The sequence below is a fragment of the Bacillus halotolerans genome, assembly GCF_004006435.1.
GTDB lineage: Bacteria > Bacillota > Bacilli > Bacillales > Bacillaceae > Bacillus > Bacillus halotolerans.
In genome coordinates this window covers 3,055,408-3,074,262 of record NZ_CP029364.1, presented here as the reverse complement: position 1 = coordinate 3,074,262, position 18,855 = coordinate 3,055,408, and the positions used below count along the sequence as shown (strand labels likewise).

At 42.6% G+C, this 18,855-nt stretch carries 19 protein-coding genes and 1 tRNA gene; 5 read left to right on the top strand and 15 right to left on the bottom strand.

The genetic code is table 11. The annotated features are described in order from the left end of the window. Nucleotides 1-12: 12 nt before the first annotated feature. The 5 genes from DIC78_RS15665 to DIC78_RS15645 are packed head-to-tail and all read right to left on the bottom strand — an operon-like array spanning nt 13 to nt 2,059. Nucleotides 13-270 carry a YqaH family protein gene (locus DIC78_RS15665; RefSeq protein ID WP_072565177.1) on the bottom strand — a complete coding sequence of 86 codons (258 nt, stop codon included), beginning with the start codon at nt 268-270 and terminating at the stop codon, nt 13-15. Then, nucleotides 267-836, bottom strand: coding sequence for a helix-turn-helix domain-containing protein (locus tag DIC78_RS15660; RefSeq protein ID WP_127696554.1), 570 nt, complete (start codon nt 834-836; stop codon nt 267-269). Before DIC78_RS15660 ends, DIC78_RS15665 begins: the two co-directional genes overlap by 4 nt. Nucleotides 837-892: 56 nt before the next feature. Further along, nucleotides 893-1,618: a Rha family transcriptional regulator gene (locus DIC78_RS15655; RefSeq protein WP_127696553.1), complete on the bottom strand. Its 726-nt coding sequence runs from the start codon at nt 1,616-1,618 to the stop codon at nt 893-895. A gap of 1 nt (nt 1,619) precedes the next feature. Then, nucleotides 1,620-1,811, bottom strand: coding sequence for a helix-turn-helix domain-containing protein (locus DIC78_RS15650; protein ID WP_127696552.1), 192 nt, complete (start codon nt 1,809-1,811; stop codon nt 1,620-1,622). An 11-nt stretch (nt 1,812-1,822) separates the two neighbouring features. Continuing rightward, the gene (locus DIC78_RS15645) at nt 1,823-2,059 is read right to left on the bottom strand and encodes a helix-turn-helix transcriptional regulator (protein ID WP_127696551.1); all 237 of its coding nucleotides are present in this window, start codon (nt 2,057-2,059) and stop codon (nt 1,823-1,825) included. A gap of 128 nt (nt 2,060-2,187) precedes the next feature. On the opposite strand from DIC78_RS15645, the gene DIC78_RS15640 reads away from it, so the two are divergent. From DIC78_RS15640 to DIC78_RS15625, 4 genes are all read left to right on the top strand, one after another. Beyond that, complete coding sequence (locus DIC78_RS15640; protein WP_420867038.1) at nt 2,188-2,559, top strand: helix-turn-helix domain-containing protein; 372 nt, start codon at nt 2,188-2,190, stop codon at nt 2,557-2,559. Nucleotides 2,560-2,832: 273 nt separating this feature from the next. After that, complete coding sequence (locus tag DIC78_RS15635; protein WP_127696549.1) at nt 2,833-3,195, top strand: hypothetical protein; 363 nt, start codon at nt 2,833-2,835, stop codon at nt 3,193-3,195. A gap of 68 nt (nt 3,196-3,263) precedes the next feature. Beyond that, nucleotides 3,264-3,767, top strand: a complete 504-nt coding sequence (locus tag DIC78_RS15630; RefSeq protein WP_127696548.1) for an ImmA/IrrE family metallo-endopeptidase — start codon at nt 3,264-3,266, stop codon at nt 3,765-3,767. A 20-nt stretch (nt 3,768-3,787) separates the two neighbouring features. Further along, nucleotides 3,788-5,014, top strand: coding sequence for a tyrosine-type recombinase/integrase (locus DIC78_RS15625; protein WP_127696547.1), 1,227 nt, complete (start codon nt 3,788-3,790; stop codon nt 5,012-5,014). A gap of 112 nt (nt 5,015-5,126) precedes the next feature. On the opposite strand, the gene DIC78_RS15620 is transcribed toward DIC78_RS15625, so the two are convergent. The 3 genes from DIC78_RS15620 to DIC78_RS15610 all read right to left on the bottom strand — a co-directional run bounded on the left by DIC78_RS15620 (nt 5,127) and on the right by DIC78_RS15610 (nt 7,395). Further along, nucleotides 5,127-5,199 (bottom strand) — tRNA-Ala (locus DIC78_RS15620). Nucleotides 5,200-5,306: 107 nt separating this feature from the next. Next, nucleotides 5,307-6,137, bottom strand: coding sequence for an undecaprenyl-diphosphate phosphatase (locus tag DIC78_RS15615; RefSeq protein WP_010331630.1), 831 nt, complete (start codon nt 6,135-6,137; stop codon nt 5,307-5,309). Between the two features lie 91 nt (nt 6,138-6,228). Further along, a complete protein-coding gene (locus DIC78_RS15610; protein ID WP_024122625.1) occupies nt 6,229-7,395 on the bottom strand; it encodes an AI-2E family transporter in 1,167 nt (388 codons plus the stop codon). Nucleotides 7,396-7,575: 180 nt separating this feature from the next. Between DIC78_RS15610 and DIC78_RS15605 the strand changes: the two genes are divergently transcribed. Further along, complete coding sequence (locus DIC78_RS15605; protein ID WP_127696546.1) at nt 7,576-8,562, top strand: Gfo/Idh/MocA family protein; 987 nt, start codon at nt 7,576-7,578, stop codon at nt 8,560-8,562. Between the two features lie 40 nt (nt 8,563-8,602). Here DIC78_RS15605 and rhaA read toward each other — a convergent pair whose 3' ends face one another. The 7 genes from rhaA to mcpA all read right to left on the bottom strand — a co-directional run bounded on the left by rhaA (nt 8,603) and on the right by mcpA (nt 18,819). Next, nucleotides 8,603-9,877, bottom strand: coding sequence for an L-rhamnose isomerase (gene rhaA, locus DIC78_RS15600; protein ID WP_095713953.1), 1,275 nt, complete (start codon nt 9,875-9,877; stop codon nt 8,603-8,605). A gap of 15 nt (nt 9,878-9,892) precedes the next feature. Continuing rightward, on the bottom strand, nt 9,893-10,207 hold the full coding sequence (gene rhaM, locus DIC78_RS15595; protein WP_059292671.1) for an L-rhamnose mutarotase: 315 nt from the start codon (nt 10,205-10,207) through the stop codon (nt 9,893-9,895). A gap of 15 nt (nt 10,208-10,222) precedes the next feature. Beyond that, the gene (rhaB, locus tag DIC78_RS15590) at nt 10,223-11,680 is read right to left on the bottom strand and encodes a rhamnulokinase (protein ID WP_127696545.1); all 1,458 of its coding nucleotides are present in this window, start codon (nt 11,678-11,680) and stop codon (nt 10,223-10,225) included. Then, entirely contained in the window at nt 11,677-12,462 is a 786-nt protein-coding gene (locus tag DIC78_RS15585; RefSeq protein WP_127696544.1) for a DeoR/GlpR family DNA-binding transcription regulator, read from the bottom strand. Before DIC78_RS15585 ends, rhaB begins: the two co-directional genes overlap by 4 nt. A gap of 57 nt (nt 12,463-12,519) precedes the next feature. After that, nucleotides 12,520-14,589 carry a bifunctional aldolase/short-chain dehydrogenase gene (locus DIC78_RS15580; protein ID WP_127696543.1) on the bottom strand — a complete coding sequence of 690 codons (2,070 nt, stop codon included), beginning with the start codon at nt 14,587-14,589 and terminating at the stop codon, nt 12,520-12,522. A gap of 143 nt (nt 14,590-14,732) precedes the next feature. Further along, nucleotides 14,733-16,721, bottom strand: a complete 1,989-nt coding sequence (gene tlpB, locus DIC78_RS15575; protein WP_127696542.1) for a methyl-accepting chemotaxis protein — start codon at nt 16,719-16,721, stop codon at nt 14,733-14,735. A gap of 112 nt (nt 16,722-16,833) precedes the next feature. After that, nucleotides 16,834-18,819 (bottom strand): methyl-accepting chemotaxis protein, encoded by a 1,986-nt coding sequence (mcpA, locus tag DIC78_RS22235; protein ID WP_106019460.1) that lies wholly within the window; start codon nt 18,817-18,819, stop codon nt 16,834-16,836. Nucleotides 18,820-18,855: the final 36 nt, after the last annotated feature.

Below are 18,855 nucleotides of genomic sequence, written 5' to 3'. Positions count from 1 at the left end.
CAAAGTGAACCATCATCCCAAACACCTACTTATCACTGCCAAATTGATGCCTCGTTGTTGCATTTTCATAGCTGTTTCATACAACCGCCCTTTATTCGCCAGTCGGCTGATATCCTCTGTAAGAACTTTGATACTTCCCGCGAGACTAATTGCCTCTTCATAATCACCATCACGTAATGCTTCTGAAAGCATGATAGAGAGCTCTTCCGCTGATTCGATTTTTCTTTTAGCTGAATCTACATCTGTCTTTAAAAATTGATTGGTTTTCATACCAATACCGCCTTCCTTTCCTCTTGTTTTGCCATAGCAACCTGATCCATTAACGCTTTGCGCGTCCACCTGTCAGCCAGTTCAGGCATCTTCAAACCGTAGTTCCGTACTAAAGAGTAAATGAGTGTTTTATTTGCTGGAATTAGATCAAAAATTTGCTTAATATCGCTCATCGGTAGTTCCCCAGTTCTGCCCGGCCGATCATTTGCCAACCATCGCGCCAGATGCTTTGTAGCTTGCAATGCTTCTTCAAGTTGATGAATCATATTGATTACTGCGCTACTCGCACTTTCATTAAGTGCAGGGTCTATAGGTGCCGAAGCTGTCGGATGCAGCTTAAACAAGTAATGTACAAGATCGATGTGTTCATACGATTCGCAGGCTTCAAACCACTTGATACACAGCTCAGGTGTTAAAGGAAAAATGCCATTTTCGATATTAGAGACATACGACTGATCTCTGTTACCAATAATCTTTCCAATTTGGTACTGAGACAGCCTTGCTCTCTTCCGCTCTGTTTTGAGTATGATTGGTAAATTGTCCATATTGTATGGATTGTTCGACATAAGTTCGCCCCCTGATATATTTAGTTTTAATTGGTAAAATTTAATTAATGAAGGAACTAGCTTGCTTGCTGTTTCAGCTTGTTGATGATGAAGGCTTGTCCCTTCGGAGTGATGCGCATTGTCAGCCAGGACTTCGGCGTCCCGTTTACATCTCGCACCCCCTGTGCGATTTCAAAGTAACCGCGCTCGACGTATTCCTGGTATGGCTCATTTTTGTTGGCCATGATCATCTTCCATTCGCGCAACTTCTGAAAGAGTCGTTTCTCACCGATAACAATGCCGTTTTTACAAGCAAGCTTTGCCAGTTCACGAACAAGCATTGATCTTTCTGATGCCATACAACTCTGTGCAAAGTTGACTAATGGTTCTTGAATTTTCAATGTTTGTTCAAGTTGCTGCCGTTCTTCCTGCTCGCTGATCCATCGCTTTGCCCGGCTGACTGGATCTTCGATCATGTAGGACGGCTGAGTCATTTTTTGAAGCTCGGCTTCCATCCGGTTAAATTCGGCAATGTATTTTTCTTTGAATAGCGCTGCTTTGGCGCCCGTGTAACCAAAAACCAAAAATGTGAGTCCGTCACGTTTGATCAGATATTTTTTCAATGATCGTCCTGTTGGATCTTGATATTCACTCAACGAAAAATTTCGTTCAGCAAAATCTTCGGAGCAATTAAGCGTTTCAATGCTTTTTATTACATCGGCGTGTCGTTTCCCGAATACTTCAGCCACTGTCAGGCTGTCTGTTACGGCTTGGTTGCCTTCAATAAAAACGAGTTGATTCACTCTATAGTGCCTCCTTCATATTTTCTTGTTCCTGCGCTTCGATCCATGCATCTATATTGTGTCTGGTGAAGAAAATACGTGTACGTACTCGGAAGTGAGGAATTTGCTTTTCACGAACCATTGCATAGATCGTATCGTGATGAACACCAAGGTATTCAGCTGCTTCTTGGACAGTCATTGTGTTGCGAGTCATTTCGTAACCTCCTATGCTGTATGTTTTTCACCCTGCAATTCGTGGTGTTTATTATCAAAAAAAATCTGCTGAACAGTTTTTTGGTAATAATCAGCCAATTTAATTTTAATTTCGTCCCGAGGAATACGCTTCCCAGTTTCATACATCTGCAAAGCACTTATGCTGATTTTAACTGCTTCAGCTACCTCGCTACGGGACTTTCCGGCTCTTAAACTAAGAAGCCTTTGACCAATGAGCTTTTTATCCAATCAAGTCACCCCCTACACGATGTGTGGTGTTCTTGATTATTATATTAAACCACGCGATTCGTGGTGTCAACACTTTTCGTGGTGTTTTTATAAAAAACACGTATCGTGTGGTATTATCAATACAGGTGATGACTGTGAAATTTAATGAGACTCTAAAAAAATTGAGGCGAGAAAAAAACCTCTCTCAAAAGGAATTAGGAAATAAATTAGGTTTAGCTGAGAGTACGATTGGCATGTATGAACAAGGCAAAAGACAACCTGATTACGAAACGCTTCTAAAAATCGCTGATTTTTTTGAGGTTACTTTGGATTTCCTTTTAGGCAATCCAAAAGATGCTTCAAGTATCAAAGAAAAAGAGGCCACTTACAGCATCAGCGATCCAGACTTGCAAATAGCTTTTAAAGATGCATCTGACTTTTCAGAAGAAGCACGTAGACAAGCTATTGATTTTATCGAGTACCTGAAAGAGAAAGAAAAAGCAAAAGGTCGAAAAGGTTAATCAATCGCCTTATATATTTCTTTGTTAATTATGTTTAAATTCTGTTTACTAATAAGATCAGAACTCTCATCCGATCTGGATCAGAACTCTCATCAGGAAAGATAAATTTCACAAGCTGTTAAACCCTTACGTATCAAGGGTTTCAGCGTTTCTTCTCATCCGGATTCCCTTCTGAATTGGATCGGGATTCTCTTCCGGAAAAATTGAAGGTTTTTAAAACGAGGCTAACTCGTTTAAATAAAAGAAATTCAATATAAAAAAGGGGAATTTATTTTGAGAAAAATAGTTTTATTATTTGCCTCCTTCTCTTTAATTTTAATCTTAGCATCTTGCGGTTCTTCGGATTTCAATTATAAAGTTGTAGAGGAAAATAAAAACAAGGCCGGTCAGCTATATTTAAGAATTACAACTGATGTGAGTAAAAAAGACGATCTTAAAACATTAGCTGAACAAGTAGCTCGGGAAAAAGATGACGGGAAATTAGATTCAATTTTCATTTTTATCCACAAAGAAGCTGGTAAGAATGATAAAAAATTCGGCGAAAATATGGCAACAGCAAAAGAAGCTTATACTAATAAAGGACAAGCTCAAACTGGTTTAGATGATAATTACAAGATAAATATAGAATATAAATAAAAGTCTTTTTATAGGCTTTTATTTTATAACCAAAACAAGAACATACATTCCCCTCAGGTGGTGTTATTATGACAATTCAGTTATCTCATCTAGAAGAAGAAGTAAAGAAAATTTATACAAAATTGAATATGCTTACTCCTGAAGAGGTTGACATGGAACGTATTGCAGCTGCTTTTCAGATTTGGATACATTACGAAAAAAAAGGCAGCAGCATGTTTTGTATAAATGGTCTTTATAGCATGGTTTTGGATTCAAGGACTTCTCGTCAACAACAATGGGAGGACTTTGTCCACGAGCTCGGGCATGTGATTAAACACTGCGGGAACCAATTCAATATGAATCGTATGTTCCGCCAGTTGCAAGAGTACCAGGCTAATAGGTTCATGTATCACTTTTGTGTACCGACATTCATGCTCGAAAAGATTTCGTTGCCGCGCATGCAATCGGAGGCTATAAAGTTAATTGGGGATACCTTTAACGTCACATACCCTTTCGCAGCTAAACGGCTTGAAATTTACAAAAGAAAACAGTTCTCTATTCACTGGCATCAAAAGCTCTATCAAATGAATTAATAGAACAAGGAGGTTGCCACATGGCTAGTATTGAAAGACGCAGTGAAAAATCTTTTAGATTAATAGTCGAAAATGGTTATGACGCAAACGGTAAAAGGGTTAGAAGAAAGAAAACAATTCGTATAGAAGATCCAAAGCTATTAAGGACTAAACGTAAATTACAAGAGTATCTGGAAGACCAGCTGCACCGTTTCAGAATTGAAGTAGAGGCTGGCGAGTATATTGCGCCTGAAAAATCAACATTCGAATCATTTGCAGAGAAATGGGTCGAAAAGAAACTCTTTAATAAAAGTGGAAAACCTTACTCTTATAAAGCATCCGAGAAACACTCAGGTCACTTACACAACCACATCCTTCCTGCATTTGGGCATAAACAAATAGACAAAATAAAAACACTTCACGTTGTTGATTTTATAGATGATTTATCTAAAGATGGTGCTCGAAAAGATGGAAAACCTGGAGGGCTTGGTGATAGAACAATTCTTGATGTATTTCAAACGCTACAGGCAATGTTCAAGACAGCTACAGAAGAATGGAAACTCATTAAAGACAATCCTATGGAGGGATTAAGTCAGCCGCATGTGGAACCGAAAGAAATGCAGTATTTTCAGACTGATGAAGCTGAAGAATGTATCCGAGTTTTATATGAGATTGATATTAAATGGCGTTTGTACTTTTTAGGCGCAATGATTGGTGGGTTACGTCGTGGTGAAGGACTCGCCTTTCAATGGCATCTAGATGTCGATTGGGATAGAGGTGGTTTCTATGTAAATCGCTCAATTTCAAAAACAGTCAACGGGCAGCCGCTTGTAAAGGCACCTAAATCTCGCAGTTCAAAACGTTTTGTTAAAATGCCGGATTTCTATATGGAGGATTTAGCAAAGTATTATCGGATGTGGAAGAAAGAAAAACTCATGCTCGGTGATGCCTGGGAAGGCGAGGACAATCAATACATCTTTCACAGTGGAACAGGAAAACCATATTACTACACAACCCCTACTGCAAAGTGGGCTAAAATCAAAAAGAAGTATGGGCTCAAAAATATTAGGCTCCATGACCTGCGGCATACGATGGTGGCTCTCCTTATAGAAGCCGGTGAAAATATGAGTGCAATTCAAAAACGTGCCGGTCACGCAAGCAGACGAATAACATCTGATATTTACGGCCACGTTACCGAAAAACTTGAAAATGAAACAGCTCAATATTTTGATCAATTTAACCCTAATTTGAAGGTGAAAAGCAACTAAATGACCCCAAAATAAAATTTTGGTCCCCAATTTGTCCCCAATTGCTTTTTGGGGTAATTGGCTCTGTTCCTGACAAATAAAAAAACCCTTATAAAATAAGGGTTTACAGGTATGGAGCCAAGGGGGCTCGAACCCCTGACCTCTACGCTGCCAGCGTAGCGCTCTCCCAGCTGAGCTATGGCCCCGTATGTAACGTCATGTTTATTATAGATGATTTTTTTTTGAAAAACAAGCTGTTCCTTTCTAATTGACAGAAAAAAACAAGGCCCTTTCCGGAGCCTTATTTTTCGATTTACATCATAAACAAAAGTAAAATCACACCGAGAATGATTCGATAGATTGCAAACGGAACGAGTTTGATTTTGTTAATCAGTCTTAGGAAGAAACGGACTACAAACAGCGCGACAACAAAGGCACAGATAAAGCCGACGATAAAAAACGGCATTAAATCGGAGCTTAAGCTGTCCCAATGTTTCACTAGGCTTAAGGTGCTGGCTCCCATCATAATCGGCATTGCCATAATAAATGTGAAATCGGCTGCCGCACGGTGATTCAACCCGAGAATAACGCCCCCGGAAATCGTTGAGCCGGAGCGTGAGAAACCCGGCCAAAGGGCAAGACATTGGAATAAACCGACGCCGATTGCCTGCTTGTATGAAATACGGTCTAGGGTGTCTGTCGTTTCTTTCCGTTTATTAATCCAATCGGCTGCAAGCATTAAAACTGCCCCGGCAATTAAGCCAATGGCCACGGTGCGGACTGAAAATAAATATTCATCAATATAATCCTCAAACAAAAAGCCGAGAACCGCGGCGGGCACAAGCCCTACTGCGATTTGGGCAATGCTTAATTTGTGACCATGCTCTTGGTCACTCGTGATATTTTTTTTCAAGCCAAGCAAGTTCAAAATCCTGTCTTTAAACACGATCGCAACCGCTAAAATAGAGCCAAGCTGAATGACAACTTTAAATGAGTTGGCTGCTTCTTCAGACATGAGACTGCCTGATTTAAGCCAGATATCGTCTACTATAATCATATGTCCTGTCGAAGAAACCGGTGCGTACTCTGTTAATCCTTCTACGATTCCTAAAATAGCAGCTACAAACAATTCCCATAGAGTCATGATTTTAATTCTCCCCATTAGACATTTATTTTTTACATAACGGGAGCCTTCCATAAATGGAAAGCCCGTCTTATATAACTATAAATGAAATTTATGCTTTATGACTCTTTGCATTTTCATTTTTTTCTTCATCGTATAGATGCGACTGCATTTTAAACCAGTCAAATAAATGTGTCGTAATGACTTTGGCAACCGCATAGCCCGGAATCGCAAGAATAATTCCGATAACACCAAACAGCTTGCCGGCGGTTAACAGCAGAAAAATAATGGTGATTGGGTGGATATGAAGGTTTTTCCCCATAATTTGCGGGGAGATCAGTTTCCCTTCAATAAGCTGAACAATTGTCCAGACGATCACAAGCTTGAGCAGCATCAGAGGCGATGTCACAATAGCGATAATGATCGCAGGCGTAATGGCGATTGTCGGACCTAAATACGGCACGATGCTTGTACAAGCCGCAATAACGGCAAGTAGCGAAGCGTAATCCAGTCCGATGATCAAATAGCCGATAAACAGCAAAAATCCAATGCAGAAGCTGACAATGATCTGTCCTCTGATATAAGAACTTAGCCGATGATTCATTTCGCTTAAGACTGTGTATGTCTGCTCTTTTAATTGTGTCGGCACAAACTTCAGTATGTAGATCGGCAATTTCTTTCCGTCCTTTAACAGATAGAAAAGAATAAATGGAACTGTCACGATCGAAATGATAATCTCAGTTAAGGCGCCGATAAAATTCCCAACGCCGGTAAAGGTGCTGTTTACAATCGTCGCTGCCTGATCTGACACCTTTGTCGCGAGATCAGATATATTAATGTTCATCGTTTGCTGCGCCTGATTGACAAAGTTACTGCCGATCAGTTCTTTTGTCTGATTCTCAACAACATCCACATATCTCGGGATGTTGTCAATCAAACTCATAATTTGCTCTTTTAAAAAGGGGATAATCGACACGATTGTGATCGTGATCAGCCCGATAATCAACAGATATAACAGCAAAATGGAATAGATTCTTCTGATTCTTCTTCTCTCAAGGAAATCAACGACAGGGTTTAACAGATAAAAAACAATGCCTGTTAAAATAATCGGAAGCGATATCGTTTTGAGCAGAACAATGATCGGGGTGAAAATAAATGATGTTTTTGTAAATACGAGAATATTTAAACCAATCAGCAGCAGAACAAGCAGAAATAAAACAAACTTGTTGTCCAAGAAGAATCGCTTGAATCTGCCGCTCCATGTTTGCAACGTCTCCACTATCGTTCCTCCGTCATACATAGTTTAAGTAAATTGTACACTATCGTACCTATAATGAAAAATAAAAACCGCTAATTGCTGGAAAAACTTCCTTATCTAAAAAATGTGATTTGATCTATCATGTGCTTTTCTTCTTTTTAAGCTATAATTTAGCTATATCATACAAAAGGAGCGATATGCGTGATACGATTTGCAATAGTAGGAACCAACTGGATTACAGACCGCTTTCTAGAAGCAGCTTCAGAAATTGAAGATTTCCGGCTCACAGCCGTTTATTCAAGAACACCTGAACGCGCCGCTGAGTTTGCCGCTCGGCATGGGGCTGCACATACCTTCTCCGACCTTCAGGAAATGGCGGCAAGCGATGGCTTTGATGCTGTATATCTCGCCAGCCCGAATGCCCTTCACAAGGAGCAGGCGATCCTCTTTATGAAACATGGCAAACATGTGCTATGCGAGAAACCGCTTGCTTCAAATACCAGAGAAACAGAAGAGATGATTTCAGCGGCCAGAGCGAATGGTGTTGTCCTCATGGAAGCAATGAAGACCACATTCCTGCCTAATTTTAAAGAGCTGAAAAAACACTTCCACAAAATCGGCACAATCCGCAGATTTACCGCAAGCTACTGTCAGTACTCTTCAAGGTATGATGCGTTTAGAAACGGAACTGTTTTGAACGCGTTTCAGCCTGAGCTGTCTAACGGCTCATTGATGGATATCGGCATCTATTGTATTTACCCTGCCGTTGTGCTGTTTGGAGAGCCGAAAGCCGTGAAAGCGAACGGATACACTTTATCTTCCGGCGTTGATGGAGAAGGTACCGTCATTCTCTCATATGACGGGTTTGAGGCCGTACTGATGCATTCTAAAATCTCAACTTCCTACGCGCCTGCTGAAATCCAAGGAGAAGACGGGACAATTGTATTGGATACGATCCATCGTCCTGAACGAGTGGAAATCCGCTATCGTGACGGCCGCCTGGAAAACATTTCGCTCTCTGATCCTAAACCGGCAATGTTTTACGAAGCGGCTGAATTTGTTTCCCTCGTGAAAGAGAAGAAACAGGAATCTGAAGAAAATACATATGAACGCTCCTTGATCACTGCTAACATCATGGAGGAAGCAAGAAAACAGATGGGTATTGTGTACCCTGCTGATCAAGCCTAAAAAAATCCGCCCGCGGCATGTTGCACGCGGGCGGATTTTTTTAAACGATCGGTGAGGATGCCTGCCTTTTGAAAAGCACGTTTTGTTCATATTCTTTGATATCATCAAGCCAAGCCTCTTTTACCGGCACTCCCATTTGCTCACAGTAATAATCCCAGATGGCACCGAAAGGATAGGTTTTAAATTCCTCCATCAGCGCCAGCCTTTCTGTAAAGCGCCCCTCATCCTGCAATTGTTTTAAATGGTCATTCGGAAGAAGCAAAGCGTACATTAAAGCTTTCATCATATTTCTCGTTCCGATAGTCCAAGCGGCGACACGGTTAATGCTGGCATCGAAAAAATCCAGACCGATGGCGACTTTCTCTAATGCCTGATTACGGACGATCTCAAGGGCGATTTCTCTCAATTCATCATCTAACATCACGACATGGTCACTGTCCCAGCGAACGGGCCGGGATACGTGCAAGGCAAGTTTGTCTGTGTAAAGCAGCATCGCCGAGATCTTGTTTGATACCGTTTCTGTCGGATGGAAATGTCCCGTATCGAGCAAGCATAACTTATGGTTCGTTAAAGCATAGGCTAAATAAAACTCATGAGACCCGACGACATATGATTCTGATCCAAGTCCGAACAGCTTGCTCTCGACCGAATCAACATTGTAATCTTCACTGATTTCCTCGCGGAATATCCGATCCAATGATTCTTTTAATCTTTTGCGCGGCGTCAGCCTGTCACTCGGAATATCCTTATAGCCGTCCGGAATCCAAATATTAGTCAGGCAAGGCGTGCCTAATTCTTTGCCGAAATAAGCTCCGATGCGGCGGCACGCGATGCAGTGATGAATCCAAAACTCCCGGATGGATGGATCAGGGTGTGCGAGTGTAAGCCCGTCATCCGCTTTCTCATGTGAAAACAGTGTCGGATTGAAATCTAATCCGATACCAAGACCCTTTGCCCACTTCACCCAATTTTCAAAGTGATGCGGCTTCAGCTGATCACGTTCTACAACTTCTCCGTTTGTTTCTGCGTATATAGCGTGCAGGTTTACACGATGCTTTCCCGGGATGAGAGACAGAGCTTTCTCCAAATCTCTTCTTAATTCTTCCGGGGTTTGCGCTTTTCCGGGATAATTGCCTGTGACGTCAATGCCGCCGGAAAGCTCGCCCTTATTCACTTCAAACCCTTCAATGTCATCACCCTGCCAGCAGTGGATTGAGATCGGAACTTGCTGCAATTGCCGGAACACAGCTTCAACATCAATTCCCCATTTTTCATATTCTTGTTTTGCGCTGTCATAATTCGCTTTTATCGTCATACGGCTCTCTCCCTATTATTCGAAATAAAAGACTTCCTTCAGATCGATTGAAACGGGACTGTCATCGGCGTTTGTTTTCATTAATGGCGCCATTGATTTCCACCATCTGCGGCACACCTCTGTGTCCGCCATCTTCTTCCACTTTTCCTCATCCTCTATCTCTAAATAAGCAAATAACCGGCCTGTCTCTTCGTCTAAAAAAATAGAATAGTGATGCGCCCCATGGGCTTTAAGCGCTTCCGCCATTTCTGGCCAAATGTCATCATGCCTCTGTTTGTATTCCTTGAATTTATCTTTATGGACGAACATGATACTCGCTTTTCTTTTCAAGCTGATCACCTCTTTTTATTTAGATAGCGCTTTCAAAACAGTTTGATGATAGGACTGAATGATGGCGCTTCTGTCAGTATCTTTAGGGATAAACACTTTAATGGGAAAGGAGTTTCTGACGGTCTTGCGGGCCTGGTTTACGTCCTTTATTTCTTTGGCAGCAATCATTTGCATCAGCAGATTTCCGATGGCTGTCGCCTCAGCAGGTCCGGCGTATACCGTTTTTCCGCTCATATCAGCGGTTAATTGATTTAAGAAGTCGTTTTGGGCGCCTCCTCCGATAATATGAAGCTGTTGAATGTTTTTCCCTGTAATGGTTTCTAGTTCTGAGATGGCTATCGCATAGATGATGGCTAAATTGCTGTAGATACAGCAGGCAAGTTCGCCTGCGGTGTGAGGAATCTGTTGGAAGGTTTCTCTGCAATAATGTTGTATTTCCTTTATCATGTCATGCGGATACAGAAAACGATCATCATTTAAGTTGATAAACTGCTGAAACGGTTTTGTTTTTCCAGCTTCTTCTGCCAGTTGCTGAAAATTGTAATCTTCTCGTAATTGTTTCCGGACTTCTTGTATCATCCACATGCCAATGATGTTTTTCAGGAAACGAATGGTGTTGTTTGCGCCGCGTTCATTGGTATAATTGTTTTTCAATGCGAGTTTATTTATAATCGGCGTTTCGTTCTCAATTCCGATTAGCGACCATGTTCCGCTGCTGATATACGCCCAATCATTGTTTATGCCTGGTGCGGCGAGGACAGCTGAAGCAGTATCATGCGTTGCGACGGTAACCACCCTGCAAGCCGGCAGATCATAGCCTGGAAACCAATCATTTCTTAGCTTGCCGAGTTCCTGTCCCGGTTCAGTCAGCGGCGGAAATTGCTGTTCCTTAACAGACACGGCTTCGAGCAATTCGGGATCAAACTTTCCGGTTAAGGCGTTTAAGAGCTGTGTCGTGGACGCATTTGTGATTTCCGCTGCTGCTTTGCCGGTTAAGCAATAGCCTAAATAATCCGGCACCATTAAAATCTGCTCTGTTTTTCTCAGCAGCTCCTGGTCTTCTTCATATAATTGATAGATTGTGTTAAAAGGCAGAAACTGAATGCCTGTTTTTTGATAGATTGTTTCTTTTGATATCGTTTGCGCAAGCTTCTCCATTGTGTTCTCTGTTCTTTTATCCCGGTATGATATGACTTCTCGTAAGCGGCTGCCTTTCTCATCCAGCAAGACGTAATCAACGGCCCATGTATCAATGCCGACGGTGCAGCAGTCATAGCCAAGGGCTTTCACCTTTTGCAGCCCTTGCAGGATTTGCTCTAGCAAATGATCAATATCCCAATAGCCATGTCCGTCTCTTTGCATGAAGCCGTTTGCGAATCGGTGAATCTCTTGTACTGCAAGCTTTCCTTCCTGGAGTTCGCCTATTATGACTCTCCCGCTTGATGCCCCTATATCAACAGCAGCATATATCATCCTTTCACCCTTTCTTTAGGAAGGGGGACGGCTGTCACTTTCACATTCTTTTCTTCAAGGGCTTTTACTGATACCGGATCAAGTCTAGAATCGGTAATGATGCAGCTGACATCCTGCAAAGAGGCGATATGTGAAAACTCGCGGTTCCCCCATTTGCTTGAATCGGCCATCAAAATGGTCTGATCAGATCTTTCAATCATCCGTATTTTAAGCAGTGCCTGCCACTCATTTGAGTCGCTCATTCCATGTTCCATATCAAACCCTTGGCAGGACAGAAAGGTTTTATTTACATGATAGGTTTCAAGTGAACGCTCAGCTAACGGTCCCGCAAATGATAATGATTTTGTCAGCAAGATACCGCCTGTTGAAATAACTGATATCTTTTGTTTTTTGCTCAGTTCAATGGCTGCCTTCATTGAGTTTGTAATGACGGTGAGCTCAATATCAGGGAGTATTTTCGCCATGTACCAAGCGGTGGTGCTTGCATCGAGAATGATTCGGTCACCGCTTTTTACATATTTGGCCGCTTCATGAGCAATGGCTTTTTTCTCTATTACATTTGTAATTTCACGTTCAGAAAAATGAATTTCCGACTCCTGCTGCTGAATGCTGACCGCACCTCCGTGGCTGCGGCTCAGCTTATGCTCTTTCTCAAGCTTCTCAAGGTCCCGCCGAATCGTTTCTTCTGTGACAGAAAATATGTCACTCAATTCTGATACGCGGATGCTTAAACGCTTATTCACTAGTTCGACTATTTTTTTCTGCCGTTCTGCTATTAACATCGGTAACGTCCTTCCTCATTAATATCCGTCTTGCTTTTCCCAAATCATAGCATACTTCTAACGCGTAAAAGCTGCCGGGACGCCGCCGTCTACTGTAATCATACACCCTGTCGTCTTTTCAGCTTTAGAAGAAGCCAAAAACGAGATTGATTCGGCAATATCCTGCGGGTAAATATTAACCAAAAGCGTTGTGCGTTTCCGATAATGTTCCTCTAGCTGATCCGGCTCTATTCCATATGCCGCAGCCCGCTCCTCCCGCCAGCTTGACCCCCAAATCGCTGAGCCTTGGAGAACCGCGTCAGGCAAAACTGAGTTTACACGAATGCCGTATTCTCCTCCTTCTGCTGCAATACATCGAGCCAAATGGGTTTCAAGTGCTTTTACCGAACTGTAGGCTGAAGCGTTTTTTCCCGCATAGACAGCGTTTTTCGATCCCACAAACACCATGCTTCCACCTATGTTTTGCTGTTTCATTTGCTTAAACGCTTCGCGGGCCACGAGAAAATAGCCGGTTCCCAATACATTGATATTGAGATTCCATTCTTTTAGACTTGTTTCGTCAAAAGGGCTTGATGTTGCCAGCCCGGCATTATTAACGACAATGTCAATGCCGCCGTAGGTAAGCGCTGCTTGTTCAAAGGCAGACTGTACCTCATCTTCATTTGTCACATCCATTTTGACAGCCATTGCGCGTCCTTCTCCGTACGTTTCGTTTATTTCCTCGGCAATTTTTTGTGCGCCTTCTACATTCAGGTCAGCCGCGATCACGTGTCCGCCTTCTGCTGCAAAGTGCCGGCAGGCTGCACTTCCGATTCCGCCGGCGCCACCTGTTATCAATGCTACTTTTCGAGAAAATTCTGCTTCCGGCGGGGCCAGCGTGAGTTTATATAATTCCAGCGGCCAGTATTCAACATGATAGGATTCATTTTCGTTTAATGAAACAAATCGTCCGAGTGAGGCAGAGCCTTTCATTACAGCAATAGCTCTCTGGTATAAAGCACCGCTAACTTTTGACATGGCAAGGCTTTTTCCCGTATTGACCATTCCAATGCCAGGAATCAATATGACACGCGGCGCTGATTCAAAGATTTGATCCCCTTCCTGCTGATTGCGTGCAAAGTAAGCTTGATACTCTGCTTTGAAGCGCTCGATCCCTGACTTCAGAAGATCCTCCAGCTCCTGAGCATCTTGCGTTTCCGGATTCCATTCAATGTACAGCGGGACACGCTTTGTATGAACGAGGTGATCCGGACACGCAGCGCCAATTTGAGAAAGCTCCGGCGCTTGCACGCTGTTTACAAATTCTAATACCTCTTCATGATCGTCATAGGAGAGGATCATTTTCTTTTCATCGCTTACAGCTCCTCGGATAACAGGCATGATACCCGCCAGAATTTGTTTCCGCTTATCTGCTGGCAGTGACTCGTATCGCCTGCCGCCGAATCGCTGTTTTTGGTTGATGCGTTCATGAATGTACTGCTCAGCTTCTTGAATAATGGAGATCGTTTTCTCATAACACTTCTCTGACGTATCTCCCCAAGTGACTAAGCCGTGTTTTTCCATTAAGACAAGCTCGGCATTTGGATTGTTTGCCACGCCGTCTGCGATCATTTTAGACAGAGTAAATCCCGGGCGAACGTATGGCACCCATACAAACCGGCTGCCATAAATATCTTCGGCAATTTGTTTTCCATTATCAGCGCAGCAAATGCTGATAATTGTATCCGGATGGGTATGGTCAACATGATTGTATGGCAAAAATGCGTGTAAGAGTGTTTCAATGGAAGGGCGGGGATGTTTGCTGTCTATCATACAATGAGACAAGTAATCTACCATTTCTTCATCTGACATCTGGTCTCTTTCAATCAGCGGACGGATGTCATCTAATCTCAGGCCGGTAAAGTTATGCGCTTTCATTGTTGCCAAGTCTGAGCCGCTTCCTTTTACCCACATCACTTCTGTTTCGCGGCCTCTGAAATCCTTCTCCGTTGTTTTCATCGACGTATTGCCGCCGCCCCAGTTGCATACAGTGCGGTCTGCTCCGATTAAATTGGACCGATACACCAATTCTTCAACACCCTTTGGCAGCTGGGCGGCATGTTCTGATTCCCATACATGTTTCACCATTTTCATCTTCCTCCGTCCCTTTTATTTGTATCCGCTTTCATTATATATGATGTTTGTTTGTTTTTGAATACCTTTTGTTTATTTTTGTTTTTATCAAGAAACAAAAAAAGAAAGCAGCAAAGATATGCCGCTTTCTTTTTCTATTAAGATTCAATTTTAAATTTTTTCGTAATGTCTTGAAGTTCTTCCGCCATGTTCGCCAATGTTTCAGCTGAAGAACTGATTTCCTCCATAGACGCAAGCTGCTCTTCCGCCGAAGCTGCGATATCTTGAATGCCCGCTGAGCTTTCTTTCGCTACTTCGGAAATTTCCTCAACCGCACTTGATACTTCCTGTGATCCGACTGACAGCTGTTCAACCGTTGCATTCAGATTTTGTAATTCACCGGATATTTGCGATGTCATCTCGTAGATTTGCTTAAAGCTTTCAGCTGTTTGGTCTGTAATTTGCAAGCCTTCTTTAACTTCATGATTCACGGATTGGAACATAGAGAGCGACGTGCTGATTTCTCTGACAATCTCTTGAATTAATCCTTCAATTTCCTTCGCAGAATGTGCTGATTGCACAGCAAGTTTTCTGACCTCTTCCGCTACAACAGAGAAGCCTCTGCCGTATTCTCCGGCTCTGGCTGCCTCAATTGCTGCATTTAAAGCCAACAAGTTCGTTTGATCGGCAATGCCATTGATTACATTTAAGATGCTGGTAATGTCCTGAGATTTTGTTTCAAGGCCTTTGACAACTGCTTCGGCTTTTTGAACCGATTCATCGATTGTCTTCATTTGGCCGACTGTGTGCTCTACCAGTTTTTCTCCGCTTCCGGCTGCCTCAGAGGACTGGATTGAAGACTTCGTAATGGTTGATGAAGCCTGAGCCACTTTTGATATGCCGTGGTTCATTTGAGAAAGATGATCTGAGCTTGTTTCCAATTTCTCGCTTTGCGCCTCGTTGCCATTTGAAAACTGTTCGATTGCCAGCGTAATGTGTTCAGTCGCCTTACTCGTTTGGGCTGCACTTGCCGTCAGTTCTTCAGAAGATGATGCCACATTTTCTACAGACGTTTGAATAACACCGATGACAGAACGCAATGATTCAGACATCTCGTTAAAGCTTTCTCCTAGCTGGCCAAACTCATTTTTCGACTGAATATCAATCACTTCCGTTAAATCTCCGCTGCTGATTTTCGCAGATGTTAAAACCAGTTTTCTTAACGGTTTGGTGATGGCGCGTATAATAAAGAGAATGAGTATGCCGCCGATCACAATTGACACACATAGAATGATAACGGCAGTGTTCAGTACCGGACTTGAAGCATCTTGCAATTCACTGACAAAGTACGTACCCGCGATTTTCCACCCTGTCAATTTATTTGTCGTAAATGCCATTTTCTTTTCTTTGCCTTCGAAGGTATATTGAAATGAACCGTCTGCTTTTGAATATACCTCTTTTGTCCAGTCGCCGGATCCAGTTGTTCCAGGCTTAATCGTCGGATGGGCGATATATTTTTTGTTGCCTGTTGTAATAAATGCAAAGCCGTTTTTACCGATTTTTATTCTCTGTGAAGCTGCCAGCACTTCATCCAGATTTAAATCAAGCGCTATGACCCCTGAGCCATCTTTTAATTGTTTGGAAATCGTAACAACGATATCTCCTGTCGCTTCGTCAGTATACGGCTCTGAGAATACAGCCTGTCCTTTTTTCGCAACAGCCTGTTTGTACCAGTCACGTTCTGTCGGATCGAAACCTTTAGGAACGCCGCTTTCCGGATATTTGTAGAGCTTTTTATTTTCTGAAGCCGCATAGATTGCTCCTACATCGGCATTTAGTGTCGTGTACTGTTTAAATTTTTCATTCAGTAAGGTTTTGTTTTTGCCTTGTAATATGTCTTTATCAATTGTCTCGCTGTAATAATCAATTGCTTTTACTTTATTTTTCAATTTGTTTTCAAGTGTGCTGTTGAGTTCTTCAACGTTTCCTATTGCACTATTCGTAAGTTCCCTGTCCAGTGCGTTCCAAGCTGATTGATAACTGAAATATGCTAATACCCCAATCGGCAAAATGAGCACTGTCAGAAACGCAGCGATAAGCGGTTTGCTGATTGATGGCTGTTTGATCCAATGTATGAATTTTCCCATTCTCGATAATTCCTCCTTTAAGCTAAAAATAATATCGTCAAGCTAGGATAAAAGCTTTAATAAAAAAACTAAAAAAAACACCCAAGCGCAGAACCTTGGGTGTTTTGACTCATTATTCGATTTTGAATCGTTTTGTCATATCGCGAAGCTCTTCAGCCATGCTTGAAAGTGTTTCTGCTGATGAGCTGATTTCTTCCATAGAAGCAAGCTGCTCTTCGGCTGATGCCGCGATATCTTGAATGTGGGCTGAGCTTTCTTTTGAAATCGATGCAATATGCTCAGACGCTCCCGATACCTCTTCAGAGCTGGCAGAAAGCTGCTGAACCGTCGCACTCATGTTTTGCAGTTCTCCGGCTATCTGGTTTGTCATTTCAGAGATTCGTTTAAAGCTTGTCTCTGTTTGATCTGTGATGTCAAGGCCTGTTTGCACCTCTTGGTTCACAGACTGGAACATGCCGAGAGATGTGTTGATTTCTTTCACGATTTCAATGATGAGCGCTTCAATCTCTTTAGCTGAATCAGCGGACTGTACAGCCAGTTTTCTGACTTCTTCCGCTACGACGGAGAAGCCGCGCCCGTATTCGCCTGCGCGCGCCGCTTCAATGGCAGCGTTTAGTGCAAGCAGGTTCGTCTGGTCAGCAATACCGTTAATCACGCGCAGAATGTTTGTGATGTCTTTTGATTTGGTTTCCAATCCGCGAACAACTTGTTCCGCTTCTTTCACCGACTTGTCTATCACGTTCATTTGGCCGACAGTCTGATGAACAAGCTGTCCGCCCGCACTCGCGATTTCTGTCGATTGAACAGATGAATCTGTAATGACTTCAGAAGCTTGAGCCATATTCGTCAATCCGTCATTCATCTGATAAATATGCTCCGCCGCTGTTTCGATGTTTTCATTTTGTTTTTCATTGCCGTTTGAAAATTGTTCTATTGCCAATGTGATATGCTCGGTCGCCTTGCTTGTTTGCGCGGCAGATGCCGTCAATTCCTCGGAGGAAGCGGCAACATTGTCTACCGAATCCTGAATGGCGTGTATGAGAGAGCGAAGTGAAGACGCCATATTGTTAAAGCTTTTGCCCAGTTCGCCCAGTTCATCTTTTGAACGGATATCAATCGTTTCCGTTAAATCTCCCTCACTGATCCGCTTAGATGAACTGACAAGCTGTTTCAGCGGTGTCGTGATTGATCGAATAACCAATGTCATCACGATGATACCAACGAGAATGGCTGCAATCAGGACAATTAATGCGAGGTGAAGCACAGGCTTAGCCGCATCATGAATCTCGTCCAGATACATCGTTCCGCCTATCTTCCATCCCGTTAGCTTGTTCGTATCAAAGGCCATTTTTTTCTTATCGCCGTTCATGCTGTATTGAAAATCGCCTTTATCGGCAGACAGCATCTGTTCAAGCCAGTCGCCTTTCAATTCGGTTCCTGAAGCCTCATCAGGATGCGCAACGACCTTTTTGTCTTTCGTCATAATAAAAGCATAGCCTTCTTTGCCGATGTTCACTTGTTTGGTCGTTTTCAGCAGGTTATCGATCGTCATGTTGATTGCGATAACGCCTGATCCGTCTTTTGTCTGCTGGGCAATTGTCACAACCATTGTGTTCGTAGATGCTGTTTTGTATGGATCTGTTATGACGGCTTTGCCATTATTGGCAACCGCTTTTTTGTACCAGTCCCGTTCAACGGGATTATAATCGCTTGGCATCGGCAGATCCGGGTAACGGGTAAAGCGCCCGTCTTTGTCACTTGTATAAATAGATTCCACATCTTTATTGATTTTAATATATTGTGAGAATTTCTCTTCAATGCTGGCATTGCTCTTTGCTTTATATTTCTTTTGTGTCAGCCATTCGCTGAAGTATTCGGCGCTGTTTTCTTTTTCTCCGATGCTGGTGTTAATGATTTCGTTTAGTTGCTGTACATTTTCTAAGGCGCTTCCCATCATCTGTCTGTCGAGCGAGCTGCTGGCAGATCCATAAGCAATCGCCGCTACTATGGCAACCGGTATGATGAGAATCGATAGAAAGGAAACCAGAAGCTTCCGTGTAATTGATCTCTGTTTAATTAGTTGGAGTATTTTTTTCATCAGTTCATTTCTCCTTTTTTATGCTACCCTTCATAT

Excerpts from the sequence above, each read along its gene's own strand:
- mcpA (WP_106019460.1), bottom strand. The coding sequence starts at position 18,819 with ATGAAAAAAATACTCCAACTAATTAAACAGAGATCAATTACACGGAAG.
- DIC78_RS15650 (WP_127696552.1), bottom strand. The coding sequence starts at position 1,811 with ATGACTCGCAACACAATGACTGTCCAAGAAGCAGCTGAATACCTTGGT.
- DIC78_RS15615 (WP_010331630.1), bottom strand. The coding sequence starts at position 6,137 with ATGACTCTATGGGAATTGTTTGTAGCTGCTATTTTAGGAATCGTAGAA.
- tlpB (WP_127696542.1), bottom strand. The coding sequence starts at position 16,721 with ATGGGAAAATTCATACATTGGATCAAACAGCCATCAATCAGCAAACCG.
- DIC78_RS15585 (WP_127696544.1), bottom strand. The coding sequence starts at position 12,462 with ATGTTAATAGCAGAACGGCAGAAAAAAATAGTCGAACTAGTGAATAAG.
- DIC78_RS15630 (WP_127696548.1), top strand. The coding sequence starts at position 3,264 with ATGACAATTCAGTTATCTCATCTAGAAGAAGAAGTAAAGAAAATTTAT.
- DIC78_RS15580 (WP_127696543.1), bottom strand. The coding sequence starts at position 14,589 with ATGGTGAAACATGTATGGGAATCAGAACATGCCGCCCAGCTGCCAAAG.
- DIC78_RS15665 (WP_072565177.1), bottom strand. The coding sequence starts at position 270 with ATGAAAACCAATCAATTTTTAAAGACAGATGTAGATTCAGCTAAAAGA.
- rhaB (WP_127696545.1), bottom strand. The coding sequence starts at position 11,680 with ATGATATATGCTGCTGTTGATATAGGGGCATCAAGCGGGAGAGTCATA.
- DIC78_RS15640 (WP_420867038.1), top strand. The coding sequence starts at position 2,188 with ATGACTGTGAAATTTAATGAGACTCTAAAAAAATTGAGGCGAGAAAAA.
- DIC78_RS15625 (WP_127696547.1), top strand. The coding sequence starts at position 3,788 with ATGGCTAGTATTGAAAGACGCAGTGAAAAATCTTTTAGATTAATAGTC.
- DIC78_RS15660 (WP_127696554.1), bottom strand. The coding sequence starts at position 836 with ATGTCGAACAATCCATACAATATGGACAATTTACCAATCATACTCAAA.
- rhaA (WP_095713953.1), bottom strand. The coding sequence starts at position 9,877 with ATGACGATAAAAGCGAATTATGACAGCGCAAAACAAGAATATGAAAAA.